The 21,020-nt window shown below is 38.5% G+C and carries 32 protein-coding genes and 4 pseudogenes; 20 read left to right on the forward strand and 16 right to left on the reverse strand.

Features of this window, described 5'->3' with window-relative positions; all coding sequences use genetic code 11:
- Window positions 1–180 precede the first annotated feature (180 nt).
- A complete protein-coding gene (locus AN490_RS04020) occupies window positions 181–567 on the reverse strand; it encodes a CHAT domain-containing protein (RefSeq protein WP_300000214.1) in 387 nt (128 codons plus the stop codon).
- Window positions 568–861: 294 nt separating this feature from the next.
- Between AN490_RS04020 and metK the strand changes: the two genes are divergently transcribed.
- From metK to AN490_RS04045, 5 genes are all read left to right on the forward strand, one after another.
- Window positions 862–2,121, forward strand: coding sequence for a methionine adenosyltransferase (gene metK, locus AN490_RS04025; RefSeq protein WP_300000216.1), 1,260 nt, complete (start codon window positions 862–864; stop codon window positions 2,119–2,121).
- Window positions 2,122–2,523: 402 nt separating this feature from the next.
- The gene (locus tag AN490_RS04030) at window positions 2,524–2,772 is read left to right on the forward strand and encodes a hypothetical protein (RefSeq protein ID WP_053541126.1); all 249 of its coding nucleotides are present in this window, start codon (window positions 2,524–2,526) and stop codon (window positions 2,770–2,772) included.
- Window positions 2,772–3,059, forward strand: coding sequence for a PIN domain-containing protein (locus AN490_RS04035; RefSeq protein ID WP_300000221.1), 288 nt, complete (start codon window positions 2,772–2,774; stop codon window positions 3,057–3,059). Before AN490_RS04030 ends, AN490_RS04035 begins: the two co-directional genes overlap by 1 nt.
- Window positions 3,050–3,184, forward strand: a complete 135-nt coding sequence (locus AN490_RS04040) for a hypothetical protein (RefSeq protein ID WP_300000223.1) — start codon at window positions 3,050–3,052, stop codon at window positions 3,182–3,184. The genes AN490_RS04035 and AN490_RS04040 overlap by 10 nt, the downstream gene beginning before the upstream one ends.
- A 10-nt stretch (window positions 3,185–3,194) precedes the next feature.
- Window positions 3,195–3,377: a hypothetical protein gene (locus AN490_RS04045; RefSeq protein WP_300000225.1), complete on the forward strand. Its 183-nt coding sequence runs from the start codon at window positions 3,195–3,197 to the stop codon at window positions 3,375–3,377.
- On the opposite strand, the gene AN490_RS04050 is transcribed toward AN490_RS04045, so the two are convergent.
- The 5 genes from AN490_RS04050 to AN490_RS04070 form a co-directional block, all read right to left on the reverse strand.
- The gene (locus AN490_RS04050) at window positions 3,345–3,629 is read right to left on the reverse strand and encodes a type II toxin-antitoxin system mRNA interferase toxin, RelE/StbE family (protein ID WP_300000227.1); all 285 of its coding nucleotides are present in this window, start codon (window positions 3,627–3,629) and stop codon (window positions 3,345–3,347) included. The genes AN490_RS04045 and AN490_RS04050 overlap by 33 nt on opposite strands.
- The gene (locus AN490_RS04055; protein WP_300000229.1) at window positions 3,629–3,865 is read right to left on the reverse strand and encodes a hypothetical protein; all 237 of its coding nucleotides are present in this window, start codon (window positions 3,863–3,865) and stop codon (window positions 3,629–3,631) included. Before AN490_RS04055 ends, AN490_RS04050 begins: the two co-directional genes overlap by 1 nt.
- A 26-nt stretch (window positions 3,866–3,891) precedes the next feature.
- On the reverse strand, window positions 3,892–4,023 hold the full coding sequence (locus AN490_RS04060) for a hypothetical protein (RefSeq protein WP_300000231.1): 132 nt from the start codon (window positions 4,021–4,023) through the stop codon (window positions 3,892–3,894).
- A gap of 172 nt (window positions 4,024–4,195) precedes the next feature.
- Complete coding sequence (locus AN490_RS04065; RefSeq protein ID WP_300000233.1) at window positions 4,196–4,594, reverse strand: type II toxin-antitoxin system VapC family toxin; 399 nt, start codon at window positions 4,592–4,594, stop codon at window positions 4,196–4,198.
- 4 nt (window positions 4,595–4,598) lie between these two features.
- Window positions 4,599–4,895 carry a hypothetical protein gene (locus AN490_RS04070; protein ID WP_300000235.1) on the reverse strand — a complete coding sequence of 99 codons (297 nt, stop codon included), beginning with the start codon at window positions 4,893–4,895 and terminating at the stop codon, window positions 4,599–4,601.
- A gap of 586 nt (window positions 4,896–5,481) precedes the next feature.
- Here AN490_RS04070 and AN490_RS04075 point away from each other — a divergent pair.
- A complete protein-coding gene (locus tag AN490_RS04075; protein ID WP_300000237.1) occupies window positions 5,482–5,607 on the forward strand; it encodes a hypothetical protein in 126 nt (41 codons plus the stop codon).
- 144 nt (window positions 5,608–5,751) lie between these two features.
- Here AN490_RS04075 and AN490_RS04080 read toward each other — a convergent pair whose 3' ends face one another.
- A complete protein-coding gene (locus AN490_RS04080) occupies window positions 5,752–6,186 on the reverse strand; it encodes a hypothetical protein (RefSeq protein WP_300000239.1) in 435 nt (144 codons plus the stop codon).
- Complete coding sequence (locus tag AN490_RS04085) at window positions 6,173–6,436, reverse strand: CopG family transcriptional regulator (protein ID WP_300000240.1); 264 nt, start codon at window positions 6,434–6,436, stop codon at window positions 6,173–6,175. The genes AN490_RS04080 and AN490_RS04085 overlap by 14 nt, the downstream gene beginning before the upstream one ends.
- 362 nt (window positions 6,437–6,798) lie before the next feature.
- On the opposite strand from AN490_RS04085, the gene AN490_RS04090 reads away from it, so the two are divergent.
- From AN490_RS04090 to AN490_RS04130, 9 genes and pseudogenes are all read left to right on the forward strand, one after another.
- Window positions 6,799–10,785, forward strand: a complete 3,987-nt coding sequence (locus AN490_RS04090) for a magnesium chelatase subunit H (RefSeq protein ID WP_300000241.1) — start codon at window positions 6,799–6,801, stop codon at window positions 10,783–10,785.
- Between the two features lie 145 nt (window positions 10,786–10,930).
- On the forward strand, window positions 10,931–11,467 hold the full coding sequence (locus AN490_RS04095) for a Uma2 family endonuclease (RefSeq protein ID WP_300000243.1): 537 nt from the start codon (window positions 10,931–10,933) through the stop codon (window positions 11,465–11,467).
- Window positions 11,468–11,542: 75 nt separating this feature from the next.
- Complete coding sequence (locus tag AN490_RS04100) at window positions 11,543–12,928, forward strand: HEPN domain-containing protein (protein ID WP_300000245.1); 1,386 nt, start codon at window positions 11,543–11,545, stop codon at window positions 12,926–12,928.
- 79 nt (window positions 12,929–13,007) lie between these two features.
- Entirely contained in the window at window positions 13,008–13,244 is a 237-nt protein-coding gene (locus tag AN490_RS04105; protein ID WP_300000247.1) for a hypothetical protein, read from the forward strand.
- 23 nt (window positions 13,245–13,267) lie between these two features.
- Window positions 13,268–13,699 carry a hypothetical protein gene (locus tag AN490_RS04110; protein ID WP_300000249.1) on the forward strand — a complete coding sequence of 144 codons (432 nt, stop codon included), beginning with the start codon at window positions 13,268–13,270 and terminating at the stop codon, window positions 13,697–13,699.
- On the forward strand, window positions 13,696–13,854 hold the full coding sequence (locus tag AN490_RS04115; RefSeq protein WP_300000251.1) for a hypothetical protein: 159 nt from the start codon (window positions 13,696–13,698) through the stop codon (window positions 13,852–13,854). Before AN490_RS04110 ends, AN490_RS04115 begins: the two co-directional genes overlap by 4 nt.
- Window positions 13,855–13,954: 100 nt before the next feature.
- Entirely contained in the window at window positions 13,955–14,233 is a 279-nt protein-coding gene (locus AN490_RS04120) for a type II toxin-antitoxin system RelE/ParE family toxin (protein ID WP_053541114.1), read from the forward strand.
- Window positions 14,234–14,311: 78 nt separating this feature from the next.
- Window positions 14,312–14,623, forward strand: a complete 312-nt coding sequence (locus AN490_RS04125; protein ID WP_190384056.1) for a HigA family addiction module antitoxin — start codon at window positions 14,312–14,314, stop codon at window positions 14,621–14,623.
- A gap of 6 nt (window positions 14,624–14,629) precedes the next feature.
- Window positions 14,630–15,155, forward strand: a pseudogene (locus AN490_RS04130) (Uma2 family endonuclease).
- Between the two features lie 295 nt (window positions 15,156–15,450).
- Here the strand turns inward: AN490_RS04130 and AN490_RS04135 are convergent.
- Window positions 15,451–15,789 (reverse strand): hypothetical protein, encoded by a 339-nt coding sequence (locus AN490_RS04135; RefSeq protein WP_300000256.1) that lies wholly within the window; start codon window positions 15,787–15,789, stop codon window positions 15,451–15,453.
- A gap of 52 nt (window positions 15,790–15,841) precedes the next feature.
- Between AN490_RS04135 and AN490_RS04140 the strand changes: the two genes are divergently transcribed.
- From AN490_RS04140 to AN490_RS04150, 3 genes and pseudogenes are all read left to right on the forward strand, one after another.
- Window positions 15,842–16,102: a type II toxin-antitoxin system HicA family toxin gene (locus tag AN490_RS04140; protein WP_168632241.1), complete on the forward strand. Its 261-nt coding sequence runs from the start codon at window positions 15,842–15,844 to the stop codon at window positions 16,100–16,102.
- Window positions 16,103–16,155: 53 nt separating this feature from the next.
- Window positions 16,156–16,494 (forward strand): type II toxin-antitoxin system HicB family antitoxin, encoded by a 339-nt coding sequence (locus AN490_RS04145; protein ID WP_168632240.1) that lies wholly within the window; start codon window positions 16,156–16,158, stop codon window positions 16,492–16,494.
- 57 nt (window positions 16,495–16,551) lie between these two features.
- Window positions 16,552–16,668 (forward strand): annotated as a pseudogene (locus AN490_RS04150) (type II toxin-antitoxin system HicB family antitoxin); the annotation flags it as partial.
- An 89-nt stretch (window positions 16,669–16,757) separates the two neighbouring features.
- Here AN490_RS04150 and AN490_RS04155 read toward each other — a convergent pair.
- Window positions 16,758–16,958, reverse strand: coding sequence for a hypothetical protein (locus AN490_RS04155; RefSeq protein WP_300000261.1), 201 nt, complete (start codon window positions 16,956–16,958; stop codon window positions 16,758–16,760).
- On the reverse strand, window positions 16,955–17,254 hold the full coding sequence (locus AN490_RS04160) for a BrnT family toxin (protein WP_300000263.1): 300 nt from the start codon (window positions 17,252–17,254) through the stop codon (window positions 16,955–16,957). The genes AN490_RS04155 and AN490_RS04160 overlap by 4 nt, the downstream gene beginning before the upstream one ends.
- 290 nt (window positions 17,255–17,544) lie before the next feature.
- On the opposite strand from AN490_RS04160, the gene AN490_RS04165 reads away from it, so the two are divergent.
- Together AN490_RS04165 and AN490_RS04170 are read left to right on the forward strand one after the other, a co-directional pair.
- On the forward strand, window positions 17,545–17,793 hold the full coding sequence (locus AN490_RS04165) for a type II toxin-antitoxin system HicA family toxin (protein WP_300000265.1): 249 nt from the start codon (window positions 17,545–17,547) through the stop codon (window positions 17,791–17,793).
- A 1-nt stretch (window position 17,794) separates the two neighbouring features.
- Window positions 17,795–17,911, forward strand: a pseudogene (locus tag AN490_RS04170) (type II toxin-antitoxin system HicB family antitoxin); the annotation flags it as partial.
- Window positions 17,912–18,062: 151 nt separating this feature from the next.
- On the opposite strand, the gene AN490_RS04175 reads toward AN490_RS04170, so the two are convergent.
- From AN490_RS04175 to AN490_RS04195, 5 genes and pseudogenes are all read right to left on the reverse strand, one after another.
- Window positions 18,063–18,320 (reverse strand): type II toxin-antitoxin system RelE/ParE family toxin, encoded by a 258-nt coding sequence (locus tag AN490_RS04175; RefSeq protein ID WP_015078642.1) that lies wholly within the window; start codon window positions 18,318–18,320, stop codon window positions 18,063–18,065.
- The gene (locus AN490_RS04180; protein ID WP_041458214.1) at window positions 18,321–18,536 is read right to left on the reverse strand and encodes a hypothetical protein; all 216 of its coding nucleotides are present in this window, start codon (window positions 18,534–18,536) and stop codon (window positions 18,321–18,323) included.
- 272 nt (window positions 18,537–18,808) lie between these two features.
- Window positions 18,809–19,915, reverse strand: a complete 1,107-nt coding sequence (locus AN490_RS04185) for a Gfo/Idh/MocA family oxidoreductase (protein WP_300000269.1) — start codon at window positions 19,913–19,915, stop codon at window positions 18,809–18,811.
- A 60-nt stretch (window positions 19,916–19,975) separates the two neighbouring features.
- A pseudogene (locus AN490_RS22880) lies at window positions 19,976–20,398 on the reverse strand (ABC transporter permease); the annotation flags it as partial.
- Window positions 20,399–20,722: 324 nt separating this feature from the next.
- The coding region (locus AN490_RS04195; RefSeq protein WP_300000271.1) for a TOBE domain-containing protein at window positions 20,723–21,020 on the reverse strand (298 nt) is incomplete at its 5' end.

A 21,020-nucleotide genomic window follows, 5' to 3' on the forward strand; every position in this document is an offset into this window, starting at 1 on the left:
TAAGTGAATATTTTGTCTGAATCAGGATGTCCAGGATTTGAGGATTGACAGGATGGTTATTTGCATATTATTTGATTGTGGCAGAATTAAGGATTATGATGATAAGTGAAAAAGTAGAAACCAATAGCAAATTGTTTAGCGGCTTCATCACCAATTTTTTGATTCATCCCGACGACATAATTAACTAACATAAGGATAAATACCTTCTGCTTGTACATCTGAATAACAAGCATTGAGGAAAACACAATCAATAAAAAAGATTTCTTGTAATGCTTTAAACAATTTAGCTAAAGGAGCAACTTTGACTAAAAAGGTTTCTCCATTATCTCCCATTAAAGCTAAACCCTGTTCTCCTCCACCATGTCCTGAGAAATGCACAATATCTGGCTTATGATCTAATAGGGTACGACGAAATTCTTGAGGACGGACTGCTTCTTCCACAATAATTTCAAATTGTTCACGGTTTTGGGAACGTTCCCAAGCACTTTTGATTTCCCTGACTTCTTCACTTAAACGCAACGGTTTTGTGTTGGTGGGGTTAGCGGTTAAAATAAGAATTTTTTTCATCACCGTCGTTTTATAAAGATATAGTTACCACTACCGTGTATTTGAAGTATTGTATCCTTTATAGTTACCAAAACCGTAACGGTGATCAAATCTCAGGCTATTTAGAACTTCAACAACAAGATCCCCGACTTTTTTGAGAAGTCGGGGATCTGAGTGCCTCTTGTTATACATACAAGCCTTTAGACACTGGGATAAAAGATACTTATTGCAAAAACTGTAATTATTGTTATGATTTCAGAAATTAGTAACTAATGTATTTCATTAGTGAAAACATTCTCTCAGGAGGAAATTCCTTTGTCTCGACGCTATTTATTTACTTCCGAGTCAGTTACAGAAGGTCATCCAGATAAAATTTGTGATCAAATCTCGGATACCATCATTGACGCGCTATTAGCAGAAGACCCTAATAGCCGTGTAGCAGCAGAAGTTGTAGTGAATACTGGTTTGGTGCTAATTACTGGAGAAATTACCACTAAAGCTCATGTCAATTACGTCAATCTTGCCCGTAAAAAAATTGCGGAAATTGGCTATACTGACGCTGGTAACGGCTTTTCTGCGGATAGTGCTAGTGTTCTAATTGCCTTGGATGAACAGTCAGCGGATATTGCTCAAGGTGTAAATACTGCTAAAGAAGCCAGAACCGAGGATAGTGAAGAACTATTCGATAAAATCGGTGCTGGTGATCAAGGGATCATGTTTGGTTTTGCTTGTAACGAAACCCCAGAACTGATGCCTTTACCAATCAGTTTAGCACACCGCATTGCCCGAAGATTGGCAGGAGTTCGCAAAGCTGGTATTCTCCCTTATCTGCGCCCTGATGGTAAAACCCAAGTTACCATTGTTTATGAAGATGGCAAACCTGTAGGCATTGACACCATCTTAATTTCTACCCAACATACAGCTACCATTGGGGATATTACCGATGATGCTGGGGTACAGGCTAAGATTAAGGCTGACCTGTGGACAGAAGTAGTAGAACCTATATTTGGTGATATTGCTATCAAACCAAGTGAGGAAACCAAGTTTTTAGTTAACCCCACTGGTAAGTTTGTCATTGGTGGACCCCAAGGAGATTCCGGTTTAACAGGACGGAAAATCATTGTTGATACCTACGGTGGTTATTCTCGACATGGTGGTGGTGCATTCTCCGGTAAAGACCCCACGAAAGTAGATCGTTCTGCGGCTTATGCGGCTCGTTATGCAGCAAAAAATATTGTTGCGGCTGGGTTAGCAGAAAAATGTGAAGTGCAGCTAAGTTACGCCATTGGTGTAGCGCGTCCTGTCAGTATCTTTGTTGATACTTTCGGTACAGGTAAAGTGGATGATGAAATTCTGTTGAACTTAGTCAAAGAAAACTTTGAACTCCGTCCAGCGGGAATTATCCATGTGTTCAATTTACGTAACTTACCAAGTGAAAGAGGCGGACGTTTTTATCAGGACGTTGCAGCTTATGGTCATTTAGGAAGAACGGATTTGGATTTACCTTGGGAACACACTGATAAGGTGGATGTTTTAAAGAAGGCTGCAAATGAAGCTCATGCAGCAATTGCTTAATTAGTTAGTTTGATAACAAGATTTATTTTGAGGTTATAGACAATTTAATTATCTATAACCTCTCAAAACAGCTATATCTTCCCTTTTTATTTACGGTTAAAAATCTTGGGGAAGAGGAAGGAGTTGTATATATTCATCGTGTTCGTCATGGTTCTCAGCAGAGATTGGAAAATATACAGGATTTATTGGGAGATGAGTGATAAAATTTAGGACTAAATAGCGATATCTTCCGTTACCGCTGAACTATCGCACACAACCCCCTAATTTTAAACAATCGCACCCCAATATCCCCAAACAGCGAACTGCTTGCAGCAGCGCTTCGCTATCGCACAAATAAGTTGTAGAAGGGTTAAAAAATTGATATAATGTTAATCAAAACTGTTTAATTTTTGCAGAAAAACTATGTCTCAAGCAATTGATAAACCTATAATTCAAGAAAACACACTGTTAGAGAAATTTAGAAATCTAACTATTGAACAACAACAAACTATCTTAGATTTTGTGGAATTTATGCACAGTAAAAAACCAAAATCACAAGACAATCAAGAGGTTTCAGCTTATGATTTAGCTAAGGAATGGGCTGGGTCTGTAGAAAGTGGGATTGGTGATTTATCTACTAATAAAAGGTATCTTCAAGGATTTGGTAAATAATGAAATCAGAAATTATTATAGATACTTCTCCTTTAGTGGCTTTTATTGATAAAAGTGATAATTTTCATGAATGGACAGTAGAAAAATGGAAAAATTCACGCCCTCCTTTATTTACTTGTGAGGCGGTTATTGCGGAATCTGGTTTTTTATTACAAAATGTTCATGGAGGAGAAAGTGCTATTTTATCTTTATTGGAAGCAGAAGTAATTAAAATACCTTTTAATTTAAGTGAAGAAGTAACAGTAATTAAGCAATTAATGCAACAATATCAATTTCCATGTCTTTAGCTGATGCTTGTTTAGTAAGAATGAGTGAATTAATTAGAGGAAGTAGTGTTTTCACTTTAGATAGTGATTTTAGGATTTATCGTCAATATAAAAATCAGGTTATTCCTGTTATTATGCCTGAATAACATTATTGAATTGCACCACAGTCTCCCGATTCCTAGGTCGCGCTTCGCTTACGCACCCCAACATCCCCAAACAGCGATTCCTAGGTCGCGCTTCGCTCACAACCCCCTAATTTTAGACGATCGCTCTCCCAACTTATTCCTAAATGGCGATCGCTCTCTTTTAGTAGACATCATCATGAGAACCTATATTTAAAAGAACCACTATTTCTTCACCAGTTTCATCATCTTTTTCAATGGAGAAAATAATCCGACAGTCATATCCACAGGAGCAAGCACGCAAACCATAAAACTCACCTTTTAGCTGATGAGTAGCAAGGTTAGCAGCAAATAAATCTATTTCCATTTGCCGTAATGTTTCCTCAATTCGTGCTTGTAAATTCTGATCATGTTTGATGAATTTTCGCAAAGATCGCTTGAAGCCAGAAGTAAGAACCAGTTTTCTCATTATGTTTCATTAGTATTTAAGTAAGTTCTCAACTCAGCGATCGCTTCAATTGCGGTTTGAGGTTTAAGATTACCAGTTCTAAATTCTGCTAGTGCTTCCTGTGATGAATTTGCTAATTCTTTTCGTCGCATATCAGCTATTCGACGTTGTAGGATACTAATTAGTAGTTCTTGTTGATCAAGTGGTAGGTCAGTCACTAGATTAAGAACTTCTTCAAATGTGTTAATTTGTTGCATAAATGCTCTCAACTGAATTACTTTATTTATTTTAGTATTTCTCTTGTAGCTTTGCTAATAATGAAATATCGCACTCCCAACACCCCCAAACAGCGAACTGACAAGTCAGCGCTTGCGCGATCGCTCTCCCAACTTATTCCTAAATAGCGATCGCCCACAACCACCCTAATTTTAAACGATTCCTACGGAGCGCTAGTTCCCTCCGGGACGCTACCGCGAACGCTATCGCACCCCATATCCCCAAACAGCGATTCCTGCGGAGCGCTTCGCTATCGCTCACAACCCCCTAATTTTAAATGATTGCTCTCCCAACTGATTCCTAAATTTCTATCACAACCAATTTTCTAATTTAAGTCCTTCAATTCTTAATAAATCAGAATCATTAGAAACGAGAATTAAATCGCGGACAATTGCTGTAGCTGCTATTAAAATGTCAGCATCTTGGATAGGAGTACCTTTAGCTTTTAATTTTGCGTGAATTTCACAAGATTTTTCAATAATTTCTAAATCATCTAAAAATAATACAGGATAATCATTACAAAATCCATGAAAATCTACCAATTGTTTAGTAGCATTGAGGGATATCAAACCTCTTTTAATTTCATAGTAGGTTATACAACTAATAAATATTTCTGAACCAAGAAAGCTTAACTCTCTCAATTTATTATTTATGGTTGTATTTTTCTTTAACGCATAGCTAACGATATTTGAATCAAGTAAAAAATTCATGGTTTTATTTTCTCGCTACTGCTGCATCAAAAATCGCTATTTCTTCTGGTGTTAAATCATTTAATGTCCCAGCAACAGCTTCTAATGTTAATATTTTACCAATCCTTCTGGTTAAATCATGTTCTTTAATTGCTCTCATTTCTTCTGGTGAAAATCTGCTAAATAATTCTATTAACATTTCAGTCATTTCATATTGATCTAATTTCACCATATAGAAACTACTACCACGAAATAGTTTATCTACAACATGAGAAACGCGTTCTGTTAGTTCTTGTTGATAGTCTGTTAATTGTTCTTGCATGATCTTTACTCTGTTTGTGCTTTGGAAAAATCTAATTCTTATTTATATTATATCGTTCAATAAATTAATTCTTTAATACTCATTCCCAAACAGCGATCGCTCACAACCCCCTAATTTTAAACAATCGCACCCCACATCCCCAAACAGCGATCGCCTATTTTTCTTGATTCAGGGGTGAACGCAGATGAACGCGGATTTTTTGTCTGAATCAGGATGTCCAGGATTTGAGGATGTACAGGATGTAATTGCTCATTTGTTTGTTGGTGGTTAATGTTGTAATTGTCTGATAGCGTAGCGTGACGTTAGCCATATCAGAATAAACAAAATAATCCCCGAATTTTCACCAACAATTATTAAATAACATCCTGTAAATCCTTTAATCCTGGTTATCCTGATTCAGACAAAAAATCATAATCGCACCCCAACATCCCCAAACAGCGATTCCTATCTCGCGCTTCGCTATCGCACACAACCCCCTAATTTTAAACGAACTGCTTGCAGCAGCGCTTACGCTATCGCACTCCCAACATCCCCAAACAGCGATTCCTACGGAGCGCTTCGCTATCGCACACAACCCCAATTTTAAATGATTCCTACGGAGCGCTTCGCTATCGCACCCCAACATCCCCAAACAGCGATCGCACACAACCACCCTAATTTTAACCGATTGCACCCCAACATCCCCAAACAGCGATCGCTCACAACCCCCTAATTTTAAGCGATCGCAATTCCAACTTATTCCTAGAGTGCGATGACACCACCCCAATCTAAAATGTAAAATGAATTTTTTGTCAAATAATTAGCATGAAAAAGGTGCATTATATTTCATTAACGCACCCTACATCAGGCGATCGCACTATTTTTTTGAATTGCTCGATCCATCTCGCTCACTACCAAAATAAAAGCCTAAAGCGCTACCTACTAGGGTCACTTGAGATGTCCAAATAATGGTTATAAGTTCTCTATGCATATTGCTCCTTTCTTGAGATATCTGTCTTGGAACAAGTAAATCTAGAAAGATGTAAGCTCCGGTTCCAACAAGGCTACCTGTCAGCAGTCCAATTAAACCAACTGATAGACGAGTACGAGCGCGTTCCCTTTGTACTTCAACCCCTACTTGAGTCTCTTGAATTCCTGGATCTAGAATAGTTGCTTCGCTTTTCTGCGATTTAGCAGATTTACCAAGACTACCTACTCCAATTTTGTCACGACTCTGAACAAATTTATCAAGGCTAATAGGTTTGTTTTCAGTGTTTTCTCCTCCACCTTCACCAGCGTTAGAATCTATCAATGTTAACTCCCATCACATTACTATCGCCTGTAATTTTGCCACCCCGGAGTTCGCCAAATAGAATGTCTTTGCCGGATCTGGTCTGTTGTCGTAAATACCCTGCTTTAAGAATCGCTTTTCTGAGAGCTTCATTGGGAGTTAGACCATCCTGTTCTGCAAGTTGCTGAAGGATGTCGATCTCCTCGTCTGAAAGCTCAATAGTAAGTTGGTGTAATGTCATTTTCCCTCTTTTTAGATGTTCAAAAGCCAATATATCAAGTTACGCTCCAATAGACAATTTAGCGGTCTAATGGTTGAATTGAGCGGCAAGCGATCGCTCCCAACTCAAAACCAGAATATCACAATACTGTCAGCACTAACGTTTTGTTACATAACACCATAGCTATTGTAAACAAAATTTAAAACCAGGTGAGAGAACCTGTATTCTTTGTTAAGATTCATGAATAAATATGTTGTTTTCTATATCATTTTGTGTCAGATATAGGACAAAACCCCCACAGAATCCGAGTTTTCTGCTAAAAAACTCTTATTGCCGAAAATAATTGCAGTTACAAACGGCCATATCAACCGTGATGAACTCCACAAAAACACGCCTTAAAGGAGCTTATTTGAATGTTCACCCAAGTCAAGTCCACTATTAGGCATATTGCACCTGACGATTTACGGGGACGTAAATTAATCAAGGTTGTCTATGTCGTGCTAGAATCCCAATACCAAAGTGCATTATCGCAAGCGGTACGGGAAATTAACGCTAATCATCCTAGCGTAGCCATAGAAATCAGTGGATACTTGATTGAAGAACTACGCAACTCTGAAAACTATGAGGAGTTGAAACGTGATATAGCTAGTGCTAATATATTCATTGCTTCTCTAATTTTTATAGAAGACTTAGCACAGAAAGTAGTTGCCGCAGTTGAACCCCATCGTGATAACCTAGATGTGTCGGTTGTCTTCCCCTCCATGCCCGAAGTTATGCGCCTCAATAAAATGGGTAGCTTCTCTTTGGCGCAGTTAGGACAATCCAAGAGCGTGATCGCTAACTTCATGAAAAAGCGCAAAGAAAAATCTGGCGCTGGTTTCCAAGACGGAATGTTGAAGTTATTGCGGACTCTCCCCCAAGTGCTGAAATTCCTCCCCATGGAAAAAGCACAAGACGCAAGAAACTTCATGCTCAGTTTTCAGTATTGGCTAGGTGGTTCAGCGGAAAACCTGGAAAACTTCTTGCTGATGCTGGCTGATAAATACGTATTGAAAGGCGTAGAAAAAGAAAGCTTTGCTGCTGCTAAGTATGAAGCACCTGTTGTTTATCCCGACATGGGAATTTGGCATCCTTTAGCGCCAACTATGTTTGAGGATGTGCGAGAATATCTGAACTGGTATTCTGCTCGCAAGGACATTTCTAGTAACCTGAAAGACCCCCTTGCACCCTGTGTAGGTTTGGTTTTACAACGGACTCACCTCGTTACCGGTGATGATGCCCATTATGTGGCAATTGTGCAGGAATTGGAATCTTTAGGGGCAAGAGTTCTCCCTGTTTTTGCAGGTGGTTTGGATTTCTCTAAACCAATAGAAGCTTATTTCTATGAACCAATTACAAAAATGCAGTTAATAGATGCGGTGGTATCTTTAACTGGTTTCGCTTTAGTCGGCGGACCCGCTAGACAAGATCATCCTAAAGCTATTGAAGCCTTAAAACGGTTAAATCGTCCTTACATGGTCGCCTTGCCTTTGGTCTTCCAGACTACGGAAGAATGGCTCGATAGCGATTTGGGGTTACATCCCATTCAAGTGGCTTTACAGATTGCTATACCTGAACTAGACGGCGCAATTGAGCCGATTATCTTATCAGGTAAAGATGGGGCAACGGGGAAAGCGATCGCTTTACAAGATAGAGTAGAAATAGTTGCCCAACGCGCCTTAAAATGGGCAAATCTCCGCCGCAAACCCAAATTAGACAAGAAAGTTGCCATCACCGTTTTCAGCTTCCCTCCCGACAAAGGTAACGTGGGTACAGCCGCATATTTAGACGTATTCGGTTCTATTTTCGAGGTTTTACAAGGACTCAGAAACAACGGTTACGACGTGCAAGACATTCCTGCAAACGCCCAAGAATTGCTAGAACAAGTCATCCACGACGCACAAGCACAATACAACAGTCCCGAACTCAACGTTGCTTACAAAATGTCCGTGCCAGAATATGAAGCACTGACACCCTACTCCCAACGCTTAGAAGAGAACTGGGGACCACCTCCCGGAAACTTGAACAGCGATGGACAAAATCTGTTGATTTACGGGAAACAATTTGGTAATGTTTTCATTGGAGTCCAGCCCACATTTGGTTATGAAGGCGACCCCATGCGGTTGTTATTCTCCCGTTCCGCAAGTCCGCACCACGGCTTTGCAGCTTACTACACCTACCTAGAACGGATTTGGGGCGCTGATGCTGTGTTACACTTTGGTACTCATGGCTCATTGGAATTCATGCCCGGTAAGCAAATGGGAATGTCTGGTGATTGTTACCCAGATCAACTAATTGGCTCAATTCCTAACCTGTATTATTACGCAGCCAATAACCCCAGTGAAGCCACAATTGCCAAACGTCGCAGTTATGCAGAAACAATTTCTTACCTGACACCACCGGCGGAAAATGCTGGTTTATACAAAGGGTTGAAGGAACTTAGCGAGTTAATTGCTTCTTACCAAACTTTGAAAGACACTGGCCGGGGCGTTTCCATTGTCAATTCCATCATGGATAAATGCCGCATTGTCAACTTAGACAAGGATATTGAGTTACCAGAAACCGATTCTAAGGATATGTCCTCGGAAGAACGGGATAACATTGTTGGTAGCGTTTATCGGCGGTTGATGGAGATTGAATCGCGCTTGTTACCTTGTGGACTGCACGTAATTGGTAAACCTCCTAGTGCCGAAGAAGCGATCGCAACTTTAGTCAATATTGCCAGTTTAGATCGGCAAGAGGAAGAAATTCAAGGTTTACCCGGAATTATTGCCAGAAGTCTGGGACGCACCATTGAAGATATCTACAGAAACAACGATGCCGGCATTTTGGCAGATGTGCAACTATTACAAGATATCACCCTCGCTACCCGTGCCGCTGTCACAGCCTTAGTTCAAGAACAAATTGACGCAGAAGGTAGAGTTATTGGGGTTTCCAAGTTGAATTTCTTCAATATGGGCAGAAAAGAACCTTGGGTAGAATCACTGCATCAATCAGGTTACACCAAAGTTGATACCTCTGCGTTGAAACCCCTGTTTGAATATTTGGAATTCTGCTTAAAACAAGTTTGTGCAGATAACGAACTGGGTGGACTTCTCCAAGGTTTAGCTGGTGAATATATTCTCCCTGGTCCCGGTGGTGATCCTATCCGTAATCCTGACGTATTACCCACTGGTAAAAATATTCACGCTTTAGATCCCCAATCTATCCCCACTTCCGCCGCAGTTCAATCTGCGAAAATCGTCGTTGATAGATTGTTGGAACGGAACAGGTCAGAAAATGAAGGAAACTGGCCAGAAACCATTGCCTGTGTCCTCTGGGGTACAGATAACATCAAAACCTACGGTGAATCCCTCGCCCAAATTATGTGGATGATTGGTGTGCGTCCAGTTCCCGATGCTTTGGGACGGGTGAACAAGTTGGAATTGATACCTTTAGAAGAGTTGGGAAGACCCAGAATTGACGTGGTAATTAACTGTTCTGGTGTATTCCGCGACTTGTTCATTAACCAAATGAATTTGCTGGATCAAGGTGTGAAAATGGCTGCGGAAGCTGATGAACCTTTGGAAATGAACTTTGTCCGCAAGCACGCTTTGAAACAAGCTGAGGACATGGGCATAAATCTGCGTCAAGCTGCAACTCGCGTTTTCTCTAATGCTTCTGGTTCTTATTCTTCTAACATTAACCTAGCTGTGGAGAATAGCACTTGGGATAGTGAAGCTGAGTTACAGGAAATGTATTTGAAACGGAAATCTTTCTCTTTCAATTCTGATAATCCTGGTGTTATGGATGAGTCACGGGAGATTTTTGAAACTACTTTGAAAACTGCTGATGCAACTTTCCAAAACCTCGATTCTTCGGAAATCAGTTTAACAGATGTTTCCCATTATTTTGACTCTGATCCTACTAAGTTAGTAGCAAGTCTGCGTGCAGATGGCAAGAAACCTGCATCTTACATTGCAGATACAACTACTGCGAATGCACAAGTCAGAAGTTTATCAGAAACTGTGCGTTTAGATGCGCGGACTAAGTTGTTAAATCCCAAATGGTATGAGGGAATGTTGTCTCACGGTTACGAAGGTGTGCGCGAACTTTCTAAACGGTTGGTTAATACCACTGGTTGGAGTGCGACTGCTGGCGCTGTGGATAACTGGGTTTATGAGGACACGAATGAGACTTTCATCAAAGATGAGGAAATGCAAAAGCGTCTCATGAATCTCAATCCTCATTCTTTCCGCAAGATTGTTTCTACTTTGTTGGAAATGAATGGACGCGGTTATTGGGAAACTAGCGAGGAGAATTTAGACCGGTTACGTGAGTTGTATCAGGAGGTGGAAAATCGGATTGAGGGTATAGAATAGGGTTAAATGGGCAGGTATTTTACCTGCCTATGATATCTTGATTTTGTTTCGCGCAAAGTCGCAAAGGAGCAAAGGCGCAAAGGAAGAGAGAGATTGGTTTATGATTTGAGTGAAGTAATAATTTTTGTAATTGTGGGATATGGCTATGAATGCTTTAACTGTGAGTTTAAAATCAGTGATAGATATGACTGATGATCAGTTTTTTCAGCTATGTCAAAACAACCGCGAATTGAGATTTGAAAGAAATGCAAATGGGGAATTAATAATTATGTCACCTGCGGGGGGAGAAACGGGAAATCGTAATGGTAGACTCAATCAACAATTATTTAATTGGACTGATGCTGATGGTACTGGGATAGCTTTTGATTCTTCTACTGGTTTTAAATTACCAAATGGTGCAGATCGTTCTCCTGATGCTTCTTGGATTAAGTTAGAAAGATGGGATGCTTTAACTGATGAGGAAAAACGAAAGTTTCCTCCTATTTGTCCTGATTTTGTAATTGAGTTACTTTCTCCTAGTGATAGTTTGAAGACTACACAGGAAAAGATGAAGGAATATATAGATAATGGTGTGCGTTTGGGTATATTAAGTAAGGAGGTTGAGGTTTTAGATTCTCCTGCTACGGTTTCGGGGGAAGATGTTTTGAAGGGTTTTGTTTTGAATTTGGGGATGATTTGGTAGTTTACAGAATATGCAGTTAGTTAGGAATGAGTAATTAAATAAATTAAACAGAGAATAAGAGAGAGGAAGAGTGATATGGAAAGTTTTGACTTTAAAGGGTTTTGGTGGTTGCCAAATAATCCTAGCGAGAAATTAGCCGGAATTTGCAGCTTCACACCCTTTCAAGGTGGGGAACTAGAGATAATAGGTGATTTTAATGGTCTAACTGAATCTAATGTTGCAGATCAGCCTTTCATTATATTGGGAACTACTTTAAAAGGAAATATAACTTTATACGATTGCTTTCTAAAAAAGAAGGAAAAGATACAGGGACTTGTTGAAGTTTCTTTATATTACATAAACTTGATTTTTTTAGGTAATCATTTTTCTAGTGATTTCGATGTGAAATTCAACCAAATTTCTATACACTACTCATTTACAAATGAATGGGTTAATACTAAAACATTTGATTTTATACACTCAGAACATGGCGAACAACACATAATATATAAACCCTGGGAACAACTAGAGCAAGCATCTATTGACACTAATTATAGTCTATCAATTGGTATAGGTTATGATGAAAGTGTTAACTTGTTTGAAAAAATAATAATTGATAGAAAAGTATTTATAACTATAGATTCTTCTGAAGAAAGACACTATCAAGATTACATAAAAATAATGACTTATACACGAAACTTTTTAACTCTAGCAATCACAAAACCAGTTTTTCCTTTAATCATGAATGGTTTTATATCAAAAGATGGTGTAATCTCAGTTGTTCGTATACTAGGCAAGTTATCAAGTTCTGCAAATGATATCCTTGCGTCTAAATTATCTTGGCATGAAATGTTTTTTACTTTTCATGATATCTCAGACAAATTCGAGCTTTTTATTAAGAATTGGTTTGAGAAGGCAAAAGATATGGGAACGGTTTACGAACTTTATTTTGGTGTTTTAGATAACCCTAATTCATATTACCCTCAACAGGAGTTCCTTAGCTTAATTCAATCTTTAGAGTCATATTGCCAAAAAGATATTAATTCTGAATTGAAGAAATTTGAACGAAGTGAGGATGAACATTCAAAAATATTAGAAGAAATAATGAATCACGTACCGGAAGATCATCAAAAATGGTTAAAAAGGAAATTAATAAATAGTAATAATCTTAGCTTGAATGGAAAAATAATGAGCCTGTTAAAGAGTCAAAGCTTTCAAGAAATTATTAAGCATCTCAATAAACAAGAGAATGCGTTTAATATATTTTTAGATGGTAAATCCAAGAATGATTTTGTCAATGAGATCGTTAATATTAGAAATAAACTTTCTCATGGAAGTGGATATGATGGAGATGTCTATGGTAAAAATTTTCGCGTGCAAATTCAGAGGCTAAAAGTTCTAGTTGAAATCTTGCTTTTAAAAGAATTAGGTTTTGATAAAGAAACTATTGGAACTATAATTTTGAGATCAGAGGCAAGGTGAAATATAAAACATAGCTGAATTTTGCTGAGTTAAGAATATTTAAACTTAGAAAACAAGCCTTCACTTTTGGGAATGTGGGGTGCGATCGCTGTTTTGGGGATGTGGGGATGCGATTACTATTTGGGGTGTGTGGGGTGCGATCGCTTTTGGGGTGTTGGGGGTGCGATCGCTGTTTTGGGGATGTGGGGATGCGATTACTATTTGGGGTGTGTGGGGTGCGATCGCTGTTTTGGGGATGTGGGAAGTGCGATCGCTGTGGGGGATGAGTGATTGCTTTTGGGGATGTTGGGAGTGCGATAGCGTAAGCGCTCCGTAGGAATCGCTTTTGGGATGTGTGGGATGCGATCGCTGTTTGGGATGTGGGGGAAGTGCGATCGCTGTTTGGGGATGTGGAGGTGCGATCGCTGTTTTGAGGGTGTGGGAGTGCGATCGCTGTTTGGGGATGTTGGGAATGCGATCGCTGTTTTGAGGGTGTGGGTACGATCGCTTGTTGAGAATGTGGAAGATGAGCGATCGCTGTTTGGGGATGTGTGGGGTGCGATCGCTCGTGGGGGTGTGGGGGATGCGATCGCTTTTGGGGTGTGGGAGTGCGATCGCTTTTGGGGTGTGGGAGAGCGATCGCTTTTGGGATGTGGGGATGCGATCGCTTTTTGGGATGTGGGGATGCGATCGCTGTTTTGGGGATGTGGGGATGCGATCGCTTTTTGGGGTGTGGGGATGCGATCGCTGTTTTGGGATGTTGGGGATGCGATCGCTTTTGGGAAGTTTTGAGGAAGTGCGATCGCTGTTTTAGGGGTGTGGGGATGCGATCGCTTTTGGGGTGTTGGGGTGTGGGGGTGCGATCGCTGTTTGGGATGTGGGGGATGCGATCGCTGTTTTGGGGATGTTGGGAGTGCGATCACTTTTGGGGTTTGGGAGTGCGATAGCGAAGCGCTCCGCAGGAATCGCTTTTGGGGATGTGGGGGTGCGATCGCGTAACTGTAGGTAGAAATTTTGTATAATCTACATAATGATATAAAATTCAAGATGATTCAAACATTTAAAAGTAAAGCATTACAAAATCTATTCAGAGAAAATTTTAATAAAGGAGTTCCTGCAAATTTAGAAAAGAAAATTAGAATTAGGCTTGAAGTTATAGACTCAGCTTTAATGGTAGACGATATAAAATTACCGGGATATGATTTGCATGAATTAAAAGGAGACAGAAAAGGAACTTGGTCAATTAAGGTATCAGGAAACTGGCGGATAACGTTTAAATTTGAAGATGGGGATGCTTATGATGTCAATTTAGAAGATTACCATTAATGAATGTTGTGTTAATATATTATTAAATGATTGAACATCGTTAAATAAAGCCAACCAAATTATTAAGGAGTATTAATTATGAATAATCTGCAAGATATTACTCAAGATAGATTAGTAAGACCAATACATCCTGGTGAAGTAATTGCAGATATTTTAGATGATTTAGATATTAATCCTAGCAATTTTGCTGAAATTTTAGGAGTATCTAATCAAACAATTCAGGAAATTATTAATGGTGAAAAATCAATTACTGTAGATATTGCAATTCGTCTTGGTAAAGCTTTAGGAAATGGACATAGACTTTGGTTGAATCTTCAGCAAAAAGTTGATGTCTGGGATGCTTTGCAAAGTCATAAGGAAGAATATGAGCAAGTTATGACATTGGTTTAGAAGAATATGGACTTTATCACTCTCTATCTACCTCCATCAATTCAAATAACAGATAATCAATTTTTTGAATTATGTCAAATCAATGAATTAATCAAAATTGAACGTAATGCTGATGGTAGTCTGATATTAAAGCCTTTATTGGGTGGTATAACTGGCAATATTAATTCTGGTTTAACTGCTCAATTAGCAAATTGGAACGATGACAAATCACAAGGTGTAGTTTTTGGTTCTGATGTCGGTTTTATTTTAGCAAATGGTGCGATTCGTTCTCCTAACGCTGCTTGGATAAAGTTAGAAAGATGGGATGCTTTAACTGATGAGGAAAAGGAAAAGTTTCCTCCTATTTGTCCTGATTTTGTCATTGAGTTACTTTCTCCTAGTGATAGTTTGAAGACTACACAGGAAAAGATGAAGGAATATATAGATAATGGTGTGCGTTTGGGTATATTAAGAGGTTTTGAAATCTCCTGCTACGGTTTCGGGGGAAGATGTTTTAAAGGCTTTTGTTTTGAACTTGGGGATGATTTGGTAATTATTTGAGATTAAAAAGGGAGTTGTAATTTTTATGCCTGTTGACATTTTTATTTGGAAAGGTGAAATGCCAATCAAAAAGAAGATTCTTCTAAAAAATACTATTTGGCAGATTATTGTGAAAAAGGTTCTCCAATTTCCTATCAAGAAGATTGTAAGAAGCGTGGGAGATCACCTGATAATACATTTACTATCAACGGCTTAAATGAGTCTGCAATGCTTGATTATTATTCTCTCTATATAAGAGGTGATTTACCTAAAGACGAATGTTCCCTTGCCTTTCCAGAAACACTTTTTCAGCAAGCCCTAAGTATAAAGCTACTATAGTTTTGTGCTGTTGGAGATGGTGCGATCGCTTGTTGGGGATGTGGGGATGCGATAGCGAAGCGCTCCGTAGGAATCGCTTTTGGGGTGTGGAAGTGCGATCGCTGTTTTGGGAGGTGTGGGGATGCGATAGCGAAGCGCTCCGTAGGAATCGCTTTTGGGGATGTGGGGATGCGATAGCGAAGCGCTCCGTAAGAATCGCTTTTGGGGTGTGGGAGTGCGATAGCGAAGCGCTCCGTAGGAATCGCTTTTTGGGGATGTGGGGAATGCGATCGCTTTTTGACCAGTAACTGTAGATTATCTATTGACATGATATCATAATGTGATATCTTATATATTAGCTTCTGTTAAAAGTAAAAAAGGATGAATCTTAATAATAAACAGCAAAAGATTTTAGAATTAATTTTTACAAATCCTGTACCAGCAAATATTATTTGGCAAGATATAGAAAATTTATTTACAGCTTTAGGTGCTGATGTTAGTCAAGGTAGCGGTTCAAGAGTTAGAGTTAAATTAAATGATGTTAGAGGTTATTTTCATGAACCACATCCAGAAAAAGAAACCGATAAAGGAGCAGTGAAATCAGTGAGAGAATTTTTGATAAAAGCAGGAATTGAACCATAAATAATTTGTAGTAAAATCAATCGCAAAAAAACTGAGTGAGGATTATTAAAATTATGTTGACTTATAAAGGATATACAGCATCAATTGAAGTAGATGTAGAAGCAGGAATACTTTTTGGAAGAGTTCTTGATATTAATGATGTTGTTACTTTTAAAGCTAAAACTGTCGAAGAAGCACGTCAAGAATTTGAAACTTCTATTGATGGCTATCTAGCTTTTTGTGAAGAATTGGGAGAAGAACCTGATAAACCTTTTTCTGGAAAATTGCCATTTAGAACTACTCCAGAACATCACAGAAAAATTTTTATAGCAGCTAAAAAAGCTGGAAAAAGTATTAATGCTTGGATGGATGAAATACTAATTAATGCTGCTGATAAATCCATCAAAACCTAGTATATCAAGTTAAACAAGTTCGTGAAACGTTACTTAAATATCAGCTAGGAGGTTAAGATGACTCTGCGCTATGAAATTAATTTCTATTGGAGTGAACAAGACCAATCATTTATCGCAGAAGTTCCAGATTTACCGGGATGTGCTGCTGATGGAGAAACTTATCAAAAAGCACTTTCCTGAACCTACACAGCGTTTAATGTCTGCTTAATTGATGCTTTTGGGATGTGGGAGTGCGATAGCGAAGCGCGACCTAGGAATCGCTTTTACTGAATGCTTTCAATTAATTTAATATTATTTCTCAACCATTCATTGACTAAAATTTGCACATCAATGTTTTTTTCCTGAGCAATTTTCTTGAGAAAATTATCAACATCTGGTTCAAGGTAAATCGGATAATGAAAAGTCGCATCAGCATTATAAAACTTACCTTGTTCAGCTTGTGAAAAATCATATTCTGCTTTCATAGCTTTCTTCCTTGATAATACTGTTGTTCATTAAAAGTTGCTTTCCGTGCTGAAATAATACGAATCAAACATGAATCTTCTTCTGTTTGTTCAAAAGTATGAATAACAACCCTTAAAATACCCGTTTCATCTAAACCTATAGTAGTCCATCTGTCTTCATAATCACTATGTTCTTCATCATATAAACTTAATTGATATTGATCACGAAAAACAGTTGATGCTAAACGAAAATTGATTTGATGTTTACGAATATTCTGTTTTTCTTTTGCTGGATTCCAATCAAAATTATAACGCAAATTTATAAATTACAAGAGATTAAAGAAGTTGACATCATGATTATACCATAATTTTATACTTCTACAGTGTTAGCGTTAGTTTACCGAAGGTATCGCTTTTTGGGGGATATGGGGATGCGATAGCGAACGCGAGTGCGTCCCGGAGGGAACTAGCGCTGCTGCAAGCAGTTCGCTTTTGGGGATGTGGGAAGGGTGCGATAGCGTTCGCGGTAGCGTCCCGGAGGGAACTAGCGCGACCTAGGAATCGCTTTCGGTTATTATAAACATTTGAGTTAATAAAATCATAACTTGTGAGTCAACAAGACAAGCTATTAGCTAAAATTCTATCAGGCGCATCTGACACAAATATATCCTTTGAGCAATTGTGTCAACTCTTAATCAGATTAGGATTTGATGAAAGAATTCGTGGAAGTCACCACATTTTTACAAAAGAAGGAATTGAGGAAATCTTGAACCTTCGACCCAAACAAGGAAAAGCCAAAGCATATCAAGTTAAACAAGTCCGTGAAATGTTACTTAAATATCAGCTAGGAGGTTAAGATGACTATGCGCTATGAAATTAATCTCTATTGGAGTGAACAAGACCAATCATTTATCGCAGAAGTTCCAGATTTACCGGGATGTGCTGCTGATGGAGAAACTTATCAAAAAGCACTAATTCCTGAACCTACACAGCGTTTAATGTCTGCTTAATTGATGCTTTTGGGATGTGGGAGTGCGATCGCGTTCGCGGTAGCGTCTCGTTCGCATAGCGTTCCGAAGGAATAGAGATAGCGCGACCTAGGAATCGCTTTTTGGGGATGTTGATCTAATAAATTTCTCTACGATGACCAATTCTAATGATAATGATTAATTGTTCTTCTATATCTAACTCATAAATAACTCGATAATCACCCACTCTTAACTTATAAAAACCTGACCATTGACCTGTAAGAGATAGAGGAGTTATCTGCTCAAAATTCACACTTAACCATTGAATTTTATTCAGAATCCGCAGACGCACAACCTGATCTAAATTATCTAAATCAGTGATAGACTCTGATTCAAAACTTACAGAATAACTCATTTAACGTTCTATCCCGTACCTTTTATAAACTTCGGCTAGAGGAATAGTAGGTCTTCCTTCTTGACGTTTACGCCGGATTTCCAATAAACTTTGCTTGAATGATTCTTTAATTTCCTTATCCTCATCAGGATCACCGAAGTATTCATCTAGCATTTCATCTACAGTAGTACGGATTAGGTTTTGTAACTGTTCCGCCGTCATTTCTTTAATTTGCATAGTTTCTTTAAACAGTGAACTATAGGAATGATTATACCAGTTAAGAGAAAATATTGCGATAGCGTTCGCGTAGCGTGTGCCTTGCACTCAGCGCGACCTAGGAATCGCTATTAATTTGGATAAAACCTAAGTAGAACGGCTTGAATAATTCAAAGTTTGTAGTGAGGAATTTATTCCTCATTTAAGGGCTGAAGCCCTTACTACGAAATCATCTCCATCGTCTACTTACTTATATACATCAATGGTTCTGGACATATAAAAGGGATATTTAATCACAAGGGGAGCGGTAGAACCAACTCTTCCAAACTTGGCACATTTACCCAACTTCCTGTTTCATGAGATTCATGGGATAAATCCATTAACAATTGCGAATAAACCCCTTCTTTTAAAGAAGGTGTAATTTCTTGATGATTAGTAATTCCTTTTACCCATTCATCAACAACACGAAGAAAAGCACAAATTCGCCCATCATGATAATGTTGAGGAAAGAGAAATTGTTGGGGAATTGCTATTTCTGTTAAAGATTCTCCCGGTTGAGAACCCCAAACCCGAAAACCATGAATATAGTCTTTTTGATTCTTGCTACCTAAAACTAATGTTCCCTTATCACCATAAACTTCTATCCAATGAGTTCTAGCTGCATGAACAACCGCACTAATAGCAACTTGGCAAGGTGTACCATTTGCCAATTCTAGAGATAATAAACAAGTATCATCAGTATCAACTGCTTGTAATTCTCCAGTTACTGGATTAACTCTTTCCGAAATAGCAGTAATTAAATGAGCGTTTAATTTGTGAACTGGACCAAATAACCAATTAATATAATCAAAAGCATGAGAACCTAAAGAACCTAAAGCACCACCACCTTTTTCTTGAGTAGAATACCAATTCCAATGACGAGAAGTATCAGCGCGAGAAGAACCCAACCAATCAATTTTAATTAATCTGATATTCCCCACATAATTTTCAGCAAGAAGTTGAGCAAAAAATTGCCATTCTGGAACAAACCGAAATTCAAAATCTACAGTGGCAATTACACCTTGATTTTTGGCTAATTCATATAATTCTTGAGATTCATTGACATTTAAAGTTATAGGTTTTTCTAACAAAAGATGTTTACCAGCTTGCAAAACCTGTTTAGCCATTTCATAGTGTAAAAATGGCGGTGTGGAAATGCTGACAGCTTCAACTGTCTGTAAAACTAGAATTTCTGCTAAATTATCGCTTGCATAAGGGATATTATGAGTTTCTGCAATAGTTTTTGCTTTATTGATATCTCGATGATAAACAGCGACAATCTTAGTATTATGATGTGCTTGAAATGCGGGAATATGGACTTTTTGACCAAATCCCGTGCCAACAACTGCTACCCCAATCATGTTTAGTCTTTGCTAAGTTTACTTAAAAATAATTGTACCTTTGTGAAGATAGAAAAACAATTATTTAGTTTGATCAAGTTTAATCACGAAAGCAATTGCAATACTCACCATCAAAATCAATACCATACTCAATGCTGAACCAAACCCCCAATTTTGACTAGCACCTAGAAACTGATTATAAACCAACCGCGCAGCAGTCATACTCGAAGCACCACCCAGTAATTCTGGGTCTATAAAATCTCCTAACCCAGTAATAAAAACTAGTAGCGAACCAGCCGCAATTGCTGGTAAAACTTGAGGTACAGTCACTTTCCAAAAGGTTTGCATGGGATTTGCACCCAAATCAGCAGCAGCTTCTAACAATTGTTTATCTAACTTTTCTAAGGAAGCATATAAAATTAATACCATGTAGGGTAACAGGCTGTAACTCATGCCAATTAATACCGCTAAGTTACTGTTCAAAATATTCACAGCGGGTAAACCAAAACCTTTTTCCGCCATCTTTTGTACCATATAGTCAGATGGGTAAATGATGCTATAAGTACCACCACCTCCAGCTTGCAACTTAGCCAACATCACATCATTGGATTCATATACATCTGCTATTACTTTCACACCTGTTTGGGTCGTGAAGGTAGTTATTAATTCTTTATCTGTATATTGAGTCCAGGTATAAATATATAGTTTTTCACTTTGATTAGAGCTAATATAGTTTGACCCCACATTAGCTAGTCGCCAACCACAACTACCTCAAGATAAGGTAGAAAATGCCGCCATCTTTTTGAGAAAATTCCGTCTGTTAGTCATCTAATTTACATCTTGACTAATAGCTAAACAGTCAAATTTTTCCCACCAAGCATAAATGGGTGTATTTCTATCTGGTAAGCTACCATAAGTATTGGGTTGTAAAACATTGAGTTTAATACCGTTGATTAATTCCACAACATAATTAACATGAGTTCCTAAATACATGACATTAATTAGTCGTCCCTCGAAACAATTTGTGGGTATATTAAGTAGGTGAACTGAAAAATTTAAAGGTATGTGAAGAAAAGTAAAATCGCCCAAAACTCTCTTCCTGTTCCCTGTTCCCTGTTCCCTGTTC

It is taken from the genome of Anabaena sp. AL09, from assembly GCF_001672255.1.
GTDB classification, from domain to species: Bacteria; Cyanobacteriota; Cyanobacteriia; order Cyanobacteriales; family Nostocaceae; genus Dolichospermum; species Dolichospermum lemmermannii.

What these genes read in the sequence shown, in the direction of transcription:
- AN490_RS04035 (WP_300000221.1), top strand. Translation starts at nt 2,772, where the DNA reads ATGAAATCAGAAATTATTATAGATACTTCTCCTTTAGTGGCTTTTATT.
- AN490_RS04145 (WP_168632240.1), top strand. Translation starts at nt 16,156, where the DNA reads ATGTTGACTTATAAAGGATATACAGCATCAATTGAAGTAGATGTAGAA.
- AN490_RS04090 (WP_300000241.1), top strand. Translation starts at nt 6,799, where the DNA reads ATGTTCACCCAAGTCAAGTCCACTATTAGGCATATTGCACCTGACGAT.
- AN490_RS04140 (WP_168632241.1), top strand. Translation starts at nt 15,842, where the DNA reads ATGAATCTTAATAATAAACAGCAAAAGATTTTAGAATTAATTTTTACA.
- AN490_RS04055 (WP_300000229.1), bottom strand. Translation starts at nt 3,865, where the DNA reads ATGCAACAAATTAACACATTTGAAGAAGTTCTTAATCTAGTGACTGAC.
- AN490_RS04110 (WP_300000249.1), top strand. Translation starts at nt 13,268, where the DNA reads ATGCGATCGCTGTTTGGGATGTGGGGGAAGTGCGATCGCTGTTTGGGG.
- AN490_RS04030 (WP_053541126.1), top strand. Translation starts at nt 2,524, where the DNA reads ATGTCTCAAGCAATTGATAAACCTATAATTCAAGAAAACACACTGTTA.
- AN490_RS04175 (WP_015078642.1), bottom strand. Translation starts at nt 18,320, where the DNA reads ATGAGTTATTCTGTAAGTTTTGAATCAGAGTCTATCACTGATTTAGAT.
- AN490_RS04070 (WP_300000235.1), bottom strand. Translation starts at nt 4,895, where the DNA reads ATGCAAGAACAATTAACAGACTATCAACAAGAACTAACAGAACGCGTT.
- AN490_RS04125 (WP_190384056.1), top strand. Translation starts at nt 14,312, where the DNA reads ATGAATAATCTGCAAGATATTACTCAAGATAGATTAGTAAGACCAATA.
- AN490_RS04120 (WP_053541114.1), top strand. Translation starts at nt 13,955, where the DNA reads ATGATTCAAACATTTAAAAGTAAAGCATTACAAAATCTATTCAGAGAA.
- AN490_RS04155 (WP_300000261.1), bottom strand. Translation starts at nt 16,958, where the DNA reads ATGAAAGCAGAATATGATTTTTCACAAGCTGAACAAGGTAAGTTTTAT.
- AN490_RS04180 (WP_041458214.1), bottom strand. Translation starts at nt 18,536, where the DNA reads ATGCAAATTAAAGAAATGACGGCGGAACAGTTACAAAACCTAATCCGT.
- AN490_RS04135 (WP_300000256.1), bottom strand. Translation starts at nt 15,789, where the DNA reads ATGTCAATAGATAATCTACAGTTACTGGTCAAAAAGCGATCGCATTCC.
- AN490_RS04065 (WP_300000233.1), bottom strand. Translation starts at nt 4,594, where the DNA reads ATGAATTTTTTACTTGATTCAAATATCGTTAGCTATGCGTTAAAGAAA.
- AN490_RS04040 (WP_300000223.1), top strand. Translation starts at nt 3,050, where the DNA reads ATGTCTTTAGCTGATGCTTGTTTAGTAAGAATGAGTGAATTAATTAGA.
- AN490_RS04095 (WP_300000243.1), top strand. Translation starts at nt 10,931, where the DNA reads ATGAATGCTTTAACTGTGAGTTTAAAATCAGTGATAGATATGACTGAT.
- AN490_RS04050 (WP_300000227.1), bottom strand. Translation starts at nt 3,629, where the DNA reads ATGAGAAAACTGGTTCTTACTTCTGGCTTCAAGCGATCTTTGCGAAAA.
- AN490_RS04100 (WP_300000245.1), top strand. Translation starts at nt 11,543, where the DNA reads ATGGAAAGTTTTGACTTTAAAGGGTTTTGGTGGTTGCCAAATAATCCT.
- AN490_RS04075 (WP_300000237.1), top strand. Translation starts at nt 5,482, where the DNA reads ATGATTCCTACGGAGCGCTTCGCTATCGCACCCCAACATCCCCAAACA.
- AN490_RS04185 (WP_300000269.1), bottom strand. Translation starts at nt 19,915, where the DNA reads ATGATTGGGGTAGCAGTTGTTGGCACGGGATTTGGTCAAAAAGTCCAT.
- AN490_RS04020 (WP_300000214.1), bottom strand. Translation starts at nt 567, where the DNA reads ATGAAAAAAATTCTTATTTTAACCGCTAACCCCACCAACACAAAACCG.